This is a genomic window from Hyphomicrobiales bacterium (assembly GCA_030688605.1).
Lineage (GTDB): Bacteria > Pseudomonadota > Alphaproteobacteria > Rhizobiales > NORP267 > JAUYJB01.
In genome coordinates this window covers 1-10,972 of the sequence record JAUYJB010000087.1, presented here as the reverse complement: position 1 = coordinate 10,972, position 10,972 = coordinate 1, and the positions used below count along the sequence as shown (strand labels likewise).

Annotated in this window: 11 protein-coding genes; 1 reads left to right on the top strand and 10 read right to left on the bottom strand. The window is 66.7% G+C overall.

All coding sequences use genetic code 11. The annotated features are described in order from the left end of the window. Positions 1-138: 138 nt before the first annotated feature. The 4 genes from Q8P46_09885 to argH all read right to left on the bottom strand — a co-directional run bounded on the left by Q8P46_09885 (position 139) and on the right by argH (position 5,731). The gene (locus Q8P46_09885) at positions 139-2,601 is read right to left on the bottom strand and encodes a TIGR02302 family protein (GenBank protein MDP2620470.1); all 2,463 of its coding nucleotides are present in this window, start codon (positions 2,599-2,601) and stop codon (positions 139-141) included. Between the two features lie 170 nt (positions 2,602-2,771). Beyond that, entirely contained in the window at positions 2,772-4,040 is a 1,269-nt protein-coding gene (gene lysA / locus Q8P46_09880) for a diaminopimelate decarboxylase (GenBank protein MDP2620469.1), read from the bottom strand. Positions 4,041-4,048: 8 nt separating this feature from the next. Next, on the bottom strand, positions 4,049-4,255 hold the full coding sequence (locus Q8P46_09875; GenBank protein MDP2620468.1) for a lipoprotein: 207 nt from the start codon (positions 4,253-4,255) through the stop codon (positions 4,049-4,051). Positions 4,256-4,324: 69 nt separating this feature from the next. Continuing rightward, positions 4,325-5,731 carry an argininosuccinate lyase gene (argH, locus tag Q8P46_09870; protein ID MDP2620467.1) on the bottom strand — a complete coding sequence of 469 codons (1,407 nt, stop codon included), beginning with the start codon at positions 5,729-5,731 and terminating at the stop codon, positions 4,325-4,327. Between the two features lie 21 nt (positions 5,732-5,752). Between argH and Q8P46_09865 the strand changes: the two genes are divergently transcribed. After that, complete coding sequence (locus Q8P46_09865; GenBank protein MDP2620466.1) at positions 5,753-6,397, top strand: TlpA disulfide reductase family protein; 645 nt, start codon at positions 5,753-5,755, stop codon at positions 6,395-6,397. Here the strand turns inward: Q8P46_09865 and Q8P46_09860 are convergent. The 6 genes from Q8P46_09860 to Q8P46_09835 all read right to left on the bottom strand — a co-directional run bounded on the left by Q8P46_09860 (position 6,394) and on the right by Q8P46_09835 (position 10,708). Then, positions 6,394-7,275 carry a 3-hydroxybutyryl-CoA dehydrogenase gene (locus Q8P46_09860; protein MDP2620465.1) on the bottom strand — a complete coding sequence of 294 codons (882 nt, stop codon included), beginning with the start codon at positions 7,273-7,275 and terminating at the stop codon, positions 6,394-6,396. The two genes, Q8P46_09865 and Q8P46_09860, sit on opposite strands and share 4 nt — an antisense overlap. Positions 7,276-7,367: 92 nt before the next feature. Continuing rightward, entirely contained in the window at positions 7,368-8,312 is a 945-nt protein-coding gene (locus tag Q8P46_09855; GenBank protein MDP2620464.1) for an electron transfer flavoprotein subunit alpha/FixB family protein, read from the bottom strand. Then, a complete protein-coding gene (locus tag Q8P46_09850) occupies positions 8,312-9,061 on the bottom strand; it encodes an electron transfer flavoprotein subunit beta/FixA family protein (GenBank protein MDP2620463.1) in 750 nt (249 codons plus the stop codon). The genes Q8P46_09855 and Q8P46_09850 overlap by 1 nt, the downstream gene beginning before the upstream one ends. Positions 9,062-9,159: 98 nt before the next feature. Further along, positions 9,160-9,864, bottom strand: coding sequence for a rhomboid family intramembrane serine protease (locus Q8P46_09845; GenBank protein ID MDP2620462.1), 705 nt, complete (start codon positions 9,862-9,864; stop codon positions 9,160-9,162). A gap of 62 nt (positions 9,865-9,926) precedes the next feature. After that, a complete protein-coding gene (locus Q8P46_09840) occupies positions 9,927-10,499 on the bottom strand; it encodes a cob(I)yrinic acid a,c-diamide adenosyltransferase (protein MDP2620461.1) in 573 nt (190 codons plus the stop codon). A 17-nt stretch (positions 10,500-10,516) separates the two neighbouring features. Beyond that, positions 10,517-10,708 (bottom strand): twin transmembrane helix small protein, encoded by a 192-nt coding sequence (locus tag Q8P46_09835; GenBank protein MDP2620460.1) that lies wholly within the window; start codon positions 10,706-10,708, stop codon positions 10,517-10,519. Positions 10,709-10,972: the final 264 nt, after the last annotated feature.

The following is a 10,972-nucleotide window of genomic DNA, read 5'->3' as shown; positions in this document are numbered from 1 at the left end:
GCCCACCGAAGGCCGGGTTCTTTTGCGCCGTGGCGGTGTTGCGGCTGTTGGCCGATGCACCACATCGCCCGGCGAGCCGCGCCTGGCCACGGCGCAAAATCATCCCGGTCAAATGGTTCCCTATAACCATGAACCGCTCTAGAACCGGCGCAGCAGCCGCTCCAGATAGTCGAGCTCGATCCGCGGCCGGTTCTGCTCGCCAAGCCGCCGGCGCACCTCCTCGAGGATGCGCCGCACGGTCTGGGTTTCGATCTCGTCGGGCACCTTGACCTGGCTGCCGAGCTCCGGCCCGCGCGAGGGCAATGGCCGGCCGAGCGGATCGGTCGGGGCGCGGCCGCGCGCCTGCCCGCGGCCGTTCTGCATGCTTTCGGCCAGCTCCTGGGCGAGCGACTGCGCCCCCTGGCGCAGATTGTCGAGCGCCTGGCCCTGCTCGGGCAAGGCGCCGCCGGGATCGCCCTGACCGAGCGATTCGGCCGCCTCGCCCATATTCTCGCCGGCCTGGTCGAGCGGATTGTTGGACCGCGATCCCATTCCCTTCAGCTGGTCGAGCAGAGCCTGGAGCTGCGCCTGCAAGTCGCGCTGACGCTGGCCGAGCTGGCCTGCCTGCGGCGTTCCCTGCCGGTCGCCCTGGCCGTTGAGGCGGAAGGTTTCGTCCATGAGCTGCTGCTGCTTGCCGATCATCTCGCCGAGCTGCTGCAGCATTTCCGACATCATCTGCTGGCCTTCCGTCGGCTGCTGGCCGCGCGCGATGCGCATATTCTCCAGCATGTTGCGCAATTGCTGCAGCAGCTGCATCGCCTGTTCACGGGCGCCGTTGCGGGCCAGGTTCTCGATATTCTCCAACAGCCGCTGCAGGTCCTGCGGCTGCAAGAGCTGCAATTCGGAAATGTCGATTTCGGGCAAAAGCTCGGGCTGGTTCTGGGCCATTTCGCTCAGCGCCCGCATGAAGTCGTTCAAGGCCTGCCGCAGCTCGTCAATCAGCTGCTTGATCACCTCGTCCGGCGCGTCCTCGGCAAGCGCCCGCTCGAGCGCCTCCTGGGCGGCGCGCAGATTGCGCTCGGCCAGCGACAGATCGCCGTCCTCGATCCTGAGAGCGACATCCCAGAGCAGATCGACGACGCCGGTCATCTGCGCACGGTCGTCGCCGCGCATCAGCCGCCAATAGGCCGCGCGCAGGCTGAGATAGACGGTGCTGTCATCGAAGAACCCGACGGGACCTGCGGTCAGCGCATTGAGGGCGCGGGCGACAAGAGGCCTTTTCGACGGCGTCTGCGCCAACGTCCGGCGCTGTTCGATGACGGCGCGGGCGAGCGGCTGGGTGAAGCGCCGCGAAGGAAGCTCCATGACGATCGGCTCGCTCTCGCCGACATTGTCGGCTTCGTCGGTTGCCCGCAGGGTGAGCCGCGCCTTGCCGCCGGCCCAAGGATGGGCGAGGAGGTCCTTGAAGGTCCGCCCGGTTCCTTCGCGGGTGGCGATATGCGGCAGGCTCAAGGGAAAGCGCGGCGCGGCGATGAGCGGCTCTTCCGCGTCCGCCGCCTCGCCGCCGGCTTCATCCGCGAGGCCGAAGTCGGCCTCCGCGGAAGTCACGCCATAATCGTCCTGCATCGAATAATCGAGCTCGAGCGCGCCGCTCACCGCCGTCCGCGGCTCGTCGAGCAGCGCGATCGTCGGCGCCGTGTCGGGGATCACCGTGAATGTCCAGCCGGCGATCCGGGTCGGGCCGTTGCTCACGGTGGCGGTCGCCGACCGGCTCAGCTTGGCGCGGAACTCGCTGACATTTTCGCGTGCCGGTTCGCTAGGCTCGACGGCGGAGCCGGCAGCCGTGCCGGGCGCGTCGGAGAGCGTCAGCGCGACGCTGCCGGGTCCGTGAACGCGGACCATGAGCTCGCTTCCGGTGGGCACTTCGATGGCGTCCGGCGGTTCGGGCAGATTGGCGCCGGTCAGAAACATGGGCGCCCGGCCGGTATAGGTGGGGGGTGACACCCAGGCGTCGACGCTGAGCGCCGCGGCGCCGGTGCCGCCGTTGAACCAGAACGGGCTTATCAGGCGCTCCTGCCAGGCCGGCCCGGCGACGGTGGCGGTAATGATGAGCAGCAGCGTCAGCAGTACCCGCAGCGCATAGGAGTCGCGCCTGGCCAGCGCCGAGCGCGGCCAGCCGGCGCGCAGCCGCGCGATCAGGGCCGCGACGCGGGCCTTGTGCGCCCGCCACAGCGCCGTGCTGTCGCCGGCCGAGGCGGCGCGGCCAAGCGATTCTTCAGGCAGCGCATCGACATGGGCGGTGGCCGGCCGGTGCGCTATGGCCGAGGCGACCTCCAGCCGGTGCAGCGCCTCGGCGAGCGACGGCGCTCTGATCCGCGCCACGGGCCACAGGGCGGCGACCGCAAAAAGCGCGAACAGAATCAGACCGCAGGCCCGCGACCAATCGGGCAGGCTGGTCCACAGCCCGGCAAGCGCCGTGACGGCAAAGGCCATGACAACGCCGATCAACGGCCACAGGCTGGGCCACAGCCGCTCCCAGAGGAGTGCCAGCCACGCCCGCGCCACCTTGGGCTGCAGTTCGCGCGGCAGGTCGAGAAAGCTTCTCTTGGTCGTCGATGGCACGTCTTGTCTCCGCAGCAATGGGCCTCGGCGCAAAGCACCCCGACGCCACGATCCGCGGCGGACGGAGCACCCGCCAAACATCAATGTACCATATTCGCCGGCCCTGGGCAGACCCCGGCAAAGGCGTTCAGCACAACGTGATCGCGACGCTGAACACCGGAAATGCCGCCTCAGGCAAGCCAGTCCGGCAGCCGGTCGAGGCCGATCAACTCGTCATAGCCCTGCCGCGGCCGCACCACGGCGAATTCGCCACCCTTGACCATGATTTCGGCGATAAGTGGGCGGGTATTGTAGGTTCCCGCCTGCACCGCCCCATAGGCGCCGGCCGACATCACCGCGACGAGGTCGCCCGCGGCGACCTTCGCCATGCGCCGGTCATGGGCGAGAAAATCGCCGCTCTCGCAGACCGGGCCGACGATGTCGGCGGTGATCCAGTCCGTATCGTCGGCGGGTTCGGCGACCGGCTTGATGTCGTGATGCGCGTCATAAAGGGTCGGCCGGATGAGATCGTTCATGGCCGCGTCGACAATGACGAAAATCTTGCTGGCGCCCTGTTTGACGTAGATGACGCGGGAAACGAGTATCCCGGCATTGCCGGCGATCATGCGGCCCTGCTCGAAGATCAGCTTCAGGCCGAGGCTGCTCGTGTGGCGCATGATGACCTCGGCATAGCGCTCCGGATCAGGCGGCGGCTCGTTGCTCTCCGAATAGGGAATGCCGAGGCCGCCGCCGAGATCGATATGGTCGAGTTTGAAGCCGGCGCCCATCAGGTCGCGGGCAAGCTCGGCGAGCAGTGCGGCGGCATTGTCGAACGGCTCAAGCTCGGTGATCTGGCTGCCGATATGCATGTCGACGCCGGTCACCTTGAGGCCCGGAAGTTTGGTCGCCCGATCATAGGCCGCACGCGCCCGCGATATCGGTATGCCGAACTTGTTCTCCGACTTGCCGGTCGCGATCTTGCGGTGGGTCCTCGCGTCGACGTCGGGATTGACGCGGACGGAGACCGGCGCCGCGCGCCCGCGCGAGACGGCAACTTCGGAAAGCGCCTCCATCTCCGGCTCGGATTCGACGTTGAAGCACAGGATGCCGGCATCGAGCGCCTCGGCCATTTCCTCGCGGGTCTTGCCGATGCCGGAAAAGACGATGCGCTCGCCAGGCACGCCGGCGGCCCGCGCCCGGCGCAATTCGCCGCGCGAGACGATATCCATGCCGGCGCCGAGGCGGGCCAGCGTCGCCAGCACCGCCTGGTTGGAGTTCGCCTTCATGGCGTAGCAGACGAGCGTCGGCATGTCGGCGAAGGCCGCCGAGAAGACGTTGAAATGCCGCGTCAGGGTCGCCGTCGAATAGCAATAAAACGGCGTGCCGACCGCGCCGGCGATGGCGTCAAGGCCGACATCCTCGGCATGGAGGATGCCTTCTCGGTAAGCGAAGTGGTGCATGAACCGCTCTAAAGCAGCCCGTCGAGCACGAAGGACCTCTCCGGCACCTTGGCGGGCGCCTTGGCCGCCGGCATCGAATTCGGCTGACCTTCGACCGACGCATCGGGCGGCAGCTCCAGACTGCCCTTGCGCCCGCACCCGGCAAGGGCAAGTGCGGCCGCCACGAGGCCGATTGCGACCGCGCGCCCTGCGCCTTTTCTCCTCTTTGCCGTCACGCTCGCTCTCCCGCTTGCCGCCGACATCTTATCGGCTGAATTTCGGTTTGCATCCGTAAAAAGGCGTCCTCATGGCCGCTCCTTGCCGAGACGCTTCAGCCAGCGCCGGGCCATGCGCCGCACATTGGCCGGCGCCGTGCCGCCATAGCTCGTGCGGCTGCGCACCGATTTGTCGACGCTGAGGACCGAATAGACGTCCTCGGTGATCGCCGGCGCGACCTGCCGCATGTCCGCAAGCGAAAGCCGGTGCAGGGCCTTGCCCTGCTGCTCGGCGAGCTTGACCAGCCGGCCGGTGACCTGGTGGGCGTCGCGGAACGGCAAGTCGAGCGCCCGCGTCAGCCAGTCGGCGAGATCCGTCGCCGTGGCGTAGCCGGCGCCGGCCGCCTTGCGCATCGCCTTGGCGTCGATCGCCATATCCTCGACCATTCCGGTCATGGCTTGAAGGGCCAGCGCCAGCGTGTCGAGGGCGTCGAAGGCGGGCTCCTTGTCCTCCTGCAGATCCTTGCAATAGGCGAGCGGCAGCCCCTTCATGACCAGGGCAAGGCCGGTGAAGGCGGCGAGAATGCGCCCGGTCTTGGCGCGCACCAGCTCGGCCGCGTCCGGATTGCGCTTCTGCGGCATGATCGACGAGCCGGTCGTGAACGCGTCGGACAGCTTGACGAAGCCGAACTGCGGCGTCGACCACAGCACGATCTCCTCGGCGAGCCGCGACAGGTGCAGGGCGGCAATGCCCGCTGCCGCCAGCGTTTCGAGCACGAAGTCGCGGTCGGCGACCGCATCGAGCGAATTCGCCGCCGGACGGTCGAAGCCAAGCGCTTCGGCCGTCATCTCGCGGTCGATGGGAAAGGAGGTGCCGGCGAGCGCGGCGGCGCCGAGCGGGCTCTCGTTGAGCCGCTTGCGGGCGTCTTTGAGGCGGCCGCGGTCGCGGCCGGCCATCTCCACATAGGCGAGAAGATGATGGCCGAAGGTCACCGGCTGGGCCGATTGCAGATGGGTGAAGCCGGGCATGACGGCGCCGGCGTGGGCGAGCGCCTTGGCGGCGAGCGCATGCTGAAAGTCGCGCAAGGCGCCGTCGAGCGCGTCGATGGCGTCGCGGACATAGAGCTTGAGATCGGTCGCCACCTGGTCGTTGCGCGAGCGCGCCGTGTGCAGCCGGCCCGCCGGTGCGCCGATCAGCTCCTTCAGCCGCGCCTCGACGTTCAGATGGATGTCCTCGAGCCGTGCCTTGAAATCGAATTTGCCGGCCTCGATCTCTGACAAAATCGTGTCTAGACCGTGTTCGATCTTACGGGCATCTTGCGCCGCGATGATGCCGCGGTGAGCCAACATGGCCGCATGCGCCTTCGATCCGGCGATATCGTGGCGGAACAGACGCCAGTCGAAGGCGATGGAGGCGTTGAACTCTTCCATGAACGCGGACGGGCCGGCGGCGAAGCGGCCGCCCCACATGGTGTTGCTCTTTGTCTCGTGCGTCATGGGTCCCGCCCGGAGTGCGCGATGAACAGTGAAGGACCGATCAGGAAGGGCCGCAACCGCTGGCTCCTGGCCGGCGGCGGACTGGCGGCGATCCTGATGCTGGCGGGGGTATACGTGACCTTATGGCCTCAAGGCAATGGCGAAGGGATTGCGGAGTGCCATCCCTCGGCTACGGTCGCGGCCGCGCTGAAGCCGCTGGCGCGCGGCGAGATGGCGGCGCTCCTTGTCGCCGACGAGCCGGCGCCGGCCGCCGAAATCTCCTTCATCGACGCAGCGGGAACGCCGCGCGCGCTCGCCGATTGGGCGGGCCGCACGGTGCTCGTCAATCTGTGGGCGACCTGGTGCACGCCGTGCAAGCGGGAGATGCCGGCGCTCGACCGGCTACAGGCCGAGCTCGGCGGCGAGACTTTCGAGGTGGTGGCGATCAATCTCGACCTCGGCGGCCCGGACAAGGGCAAGACCTTCTATGGCGAGGTCGGACTGAAGAGCCTTGCCTACTATCATGACCCGGAGGCCAGGATCTTCCGCGCCGTCAACGCCATCGGCATGCCGACGACGCTCATCGTCGACGGCAAGGGCTGCGAGATCGCCCGCGTGGCCGGGCCGGCGGAATGGGCGTCCGAGGACGCGCTGGCGCTGCTGCGGGCGGCGATCGGCGGGACTTAGCGCGTCGGGACCGGCGTCTCGCCGCGATAGTCGTAGAAGCCGCGCTGGGTCTTGCGGCCGAGCCAGCCGGCCTCGACATATTTCACCAACAGCGGGCAGGGCCGGTATTTGGAATCGGCAAGCCCCTCATAGAGCACCTGCATGATCGACAGGCAGGTGTCGAGCCCGATGAAATCGGCGAGTTGCAGCGGTCCCATCGGGTGGTGGGCGCCGAGCCGCATCGCCGTGTCGATGGCCTCGACCGAGCCGACCCCCTCATAGAGCGTGTAGACCGCCTCGTTGATCATCGGCATGAGGATGCGGTTGACGATGAAGGCCGGGAAGTCCTCGGCCACCGTGACGGTCTTGCCCAGCCCGATGGCGAATTTCTTCGCGATCTCGAAGGTCTCGTCGCCGGTAGCGATGCCGCGCACCAGCTCGACCAGCTCCATCACCGGCACCGGATTCATGAAATGAACGCCGATGAACTGCTCCGGCCGGTCGGTCGCCGACGCCAGCCGGGTGATCGAGATCGACGAGGTGTTGGTAGCCAGGATCGTGTCGTCCCTCAGATGCGGGCACAGCTCGGCGAAGATCTTGCACTTGATCTGCTCGTCCTCGGTCGCCGACTCGATGACCATGTCGCAGTCGCCAAGATCGGCGAGCGATGCGACCGGCACGATGCGCTTCAGCGCCGCGTCCCGGTCGGCCTCGCTGATACGCTTGGAGGCGACCTGACGCCCCATGTTGCCGTTGATGGTCGCCAGGCCCGACTCGATTCGCTCGATGGATATGTCGTTGAGCGCCACCTTCAGGCCGGCCAGGGCGCATACATGGGCAATGCCGTTGCCCATCTGGCCTGCGCCGACCACGGCTATTTTCTTTATTGTCTTCGGCATGGTTCGGAAATCCTCGATAGCCTGTTTGGGAGGCAGCGTACGTGCGCTACCACGTTTGTTGGCGGAGCGAAACGGGAGTGCGGTTGTGGTCATCAGTATCCAGCCTCGGCCAGTGCGTTGTCGAGTTCGGGCAATGCCTTGAACAGATCGGCGACCAGGCCGTAGTCGGCGACCTGAAAGATCGGCGCTTCCTCATCCTTGTTGATTGCGACGATTATTTTTGAGTCCTTCATGCCGGCGAGGTGCTGGATGGCACCCGAGATTCCGACGGCGATGTACAGTTCCGGCGCGACGACCTTTCCGGTTTGGCCGACCTGATGGTCGTTGGAGATGTAGCCGGCATCGACGGCGGCGCGGCTGGCGCCGATGGCCGCCCCCAGCCGGTCGGCGACCGGCTCGATATATTTCCGGAAATTCTCGCCCGAGGCGATGCCGCGCCCGCCCGAGATGATGATCCTTGCGGACGTCAGCTCCGGCCGGCTCGATTGCGACAGCTCCTCGCCGACAAAGCTCGAAAGGCCCGGATCGGCGGCCGCGGCAATGGTTTCGATGGGCGCCGAGCCGCCGCTTTCCGACGCCTGGAAGCCGGCGGTACGCACGGTGATGATCTTTTTGGGGTCGCTCGACTGCACGGTCTCGATGGCATTGCCGGCATAGATCGGGCGGGTGAAGGTGTCGGCGCTCTCCACCGTAATGATCTCCGAGATCTGCATGACGTCGAGAAGCGCGGCAACGCGCGGCATGAAGTTCTTGCCGGTCGTCGTCGCGGCGGCGAAGAGCGCGTCGTAGCCGTCCATCAGCGGCACGATCAACGCCGCCACCGGTTCGGCGAGCTGGTTGGCGTAGGCGGCGTGGTCGGCCACCAGCACCTTGTCGACGCCGTCGAGCTTTGCCGCCGCCTCGGCAGCGGGGCTGCAATTGTGGCCGGCGAGGAGGACATGCACCCCGCCGCCGATCTGCCTTGCCGCCGTCAGCGCCTTGGCGGTGGCGTCCTTCAGGCTCCGATTGTCGTGTTCGGCGACGAGCAGGACGGTCATCAGATCACTCCGGCTTCTTTTTTCAGCTTGCCGACCAGCTCGGCGGCCGATTCGAGCCTGACGCCGGCCTGGCGGGACGGCGGCTCGGCGGTGTTGAGCACCTTCAGCCGCGGCGCCGTGTCGACGCCGTAATCGGCCGGCGTCTTCTCGGCGATCGGCTTCTTCTTGGCCTTCATGATGTTGGGGAGCGAGGCATAGCGCGGCTCGTTGAGGCGCAGATCCGTGGTGACCACCGCCGGCGTCTTCAGCGACACGGTCTGCAACCCTCCGTCGATCTCGCGGGTGATAGCCGCCTTGCCGTCGGCAATCTCGAGCTTGGAGGCGAAGGTGCCCTGGGCCCAGCCGAGGAGCGCAGCCAGCATCTGCCCGGTCTGGTTGGCGTCGTCGTCGATCGCCTGCTTGCCGAGGATGATCAGTTCCGGGCCCTCCGCCTCGGCGATGCCTTTCAGGATCTTGGCGACCGCCAGCGGCTCCACCGGCCGATCGGTCTTGACCAGGATGCCGCGGTCGGCCCCCATGGCGAGCGCGGTGCGGATCGTCTCCTGCGCTTGGGCCGGGCCGATCGAAACGGCGATGATCTCCGACGCCACGCCGCGCTCCCTGAGGCGGATCGCCTCCTCGACGGCGATCTCGTCGAACGGGTTCATCGACATCTTGACGTTGGCGAGCTCGACGCCAGAGCCGTCGGACCTGACGCGGATCTTGACGTTGAAGTCGACGACGCGCTTCACCGGCACCAGAATCTTCATCCAAGCGACCTTATGTTGCAGTGCAGTAAACCCTCGGCGCGACCGTAATCGCCGATTCCCAGGGTGTCAACGGCACGAAATCCGGGAAAGGCGGACCGCTAAACGCCGGTCCGCACCAGGTTCTTGTCGAACAGGGGAACGCCCGGGCGGCGCAGGAAAAGAATTAGGGTGGTGCCGGCGGCAAGGCCGCCGACATGGGCCCACCAGGCGACTTCGTCGCCGCGGATGGTCAAGGCGTTGAAGACTTGGATCGCGACCCACACGCCGAGCACCCACATGGCCGACAGACGCACCGGAATCCGCCACAATAGGAGCACCCAGATGCGTACTTTCGGGTGCAGCATCAGATAGGCGGCGATGACGCCGGCGACCGCCCCGCTGGCGCCAACCAGCGGCAGCTCGGAATCGGGCAGGACCACGCTGTGGACCAGCGCGGCGAAGGCGCCGCAGGCGAGGTAGAAGACGAGAAACCGGAAATGGCCGGTCGCATCCTCGACATTGTCGCCGAAAACCCACAGAAACAGCATGTTTCCGATCAGGTGCAGCCAGCTTCCGTGCAGGAACATGTAAGTGACAAGGGTCAGCTGCGCAGGGATGATCACGAATTCCGGCGCCAGCTCCTCGACGTCCATCAGCACCGCCGGGATGACGCCGAAGCTGAGTGCCGTGACTTCGACGTCGGCGCCGACCAGATCGGACTGAAACGCTACGAAGACGAAGACGTTGGCCGCGATCAGCGCGTAGGTCACAAATTGTGCGCGCACGTGACGCAGCGGATTGTCGTCGTAAAGCGGTACGAACACGTCAATGCCTCCGATTGCACGTGCCGCCCATGATCGCCTCCCGGCCGGACTGAATTCAGAGCTTAGCGGTTCTTACCCGGCACCCACAAGACATCGCCGGCGCCGCGGTCGTTAACGTAGCGGGCAGCGACGAACAGGAAGTCGGAAAGCCGGTTGACATATTTGAGCGCCGGGGTGCCGACGCTCTCCGCTTCGCGCGCCGCAAGCGCGACGATCAGTCGCTCCGCGCGCCGGCATACGGTGCGGGCAAGGTGCAGGGCGGCGGCTGCCGGCGTGCCCCCCGGCAGCACGAAGGAGCGCAGCGGCGCAAGCGCGGCGTTGAGCTCGTCGATTTCCGCTTCGAGTCGCGCCACCTGCGGCTCGGTGACGCGCAGCGCCTGCTTGCCGGACCCGTCCTCGGGCGTGGACAGGTCGGCGCCGAGATCGAAAAGGTCGTTCTGAATGCGCGCCAGCATCGGATCGACCCTTTTTTCCTGCGCGGTGTGGATGCGGGCCAGGCCGATACAGGCATTGGTCTCGTCGACGGTGCCGTAGGCGGCGATGCGCAGGTCGGATTTCGACACCCGGACGCCGGTCGTCAGCACCGTCGTCCCCTTGTCGCCGCTGCGGGTGTAGATCTTGTTGAGCACGACCATGAGCTGAGTCTCTTCTATCAGCTAACGAGATAGAGCGCCGCCATGATCAAGATGATGGCGAGGAATTGCAGAACGACGCGCCAGCGCATCAGCTTCTGCGATAGATTGCCGCTGCCGCCGCGCAGCATGTTCCACAGGCCGAGCAGCAGCACGACCGCCACCGCGGCGACCGCGAAGGGAACCAGGCTGCGGACGAATTCGGCCGACATGGACATGCCCTAGAGCGGTTCATGACTATAGGGAATCGATTCGATGGGCCAAATCGGTTCATCCGGGCAGGCGTGGCGCGACGCGCGATACGGGATATCGGGCGAGCGCCGCAACGAACCCGGTGGGCCGATTTGGCCCACCGAAGGCCGGGTTCCTTTGCGCCGTGGCGGTGTTGCGGCTGTTGGCCGATGCGACCCGCATCGCCCGGCGAGCCGCGCCTGGCCACGGCGCAAAATCATCCCGGTCAAATGGTTCCCTATAAC

Bases quoted from the DNA above. Each gene is read 5' to 3' on its own strand.
- Q8P46_09840 (MDP2620461.1), bottom strand. From the start codon at position 10,499: ATGGTCGTGCTCAACAAGATCTACACCCGCAGCGGCGACAAGGGGACG.
- argH (MDP2620467.1), bottom strand. From the start codon at position 5,731: ATGACGCACGAGACAAAGAGCAACACCATGTGGGGCGGCCGCTTCGCC.
- Q8P46_09835 (MDP2620460.1), bottom strand. From the start codon at position 10,708: ATGTCGGCCGAATTCGTCCGCAGCCTGGTTCCCTTCGCGGTCGCCGCG.
- Q8P46_09860 (MDP2620465.1), bottom strand. From the start codon at position 7,275: ATGCCGAAGACAATAAAGAAAATAGCCGTGGTCGGCGCAGGCCAGATG.
- Q8P46_09865 (MDP2620466.1), top strand. From the start codon at position 5,753: ATGAACAGTGAAGGACCGATCAGGAAGGGCCGCAACCGCTGGCTCCTG.
- Q8P46_09855 (MDP2620464.1), bottom strand. From the start codon at position 8,312: ATGACCGTCCTGCTCGTCGCCGAACACGACAATCGGAGCCTGAAGGAC.
- lysA (MDP2620469.1), bottom strand. From the start codon at position 4,040: ATGCACCACTTCGCTTACCGAGAAGGCATCCTCCATGCCGAGGATGTC.
- Q8P46_09850 (MDP2620463.1), bottom strand. From the start codon at position 9,061: ATGAAGATTCTGGTGCCGGTGAAGCGCGTCGTCGACTTCAACGTCAAG.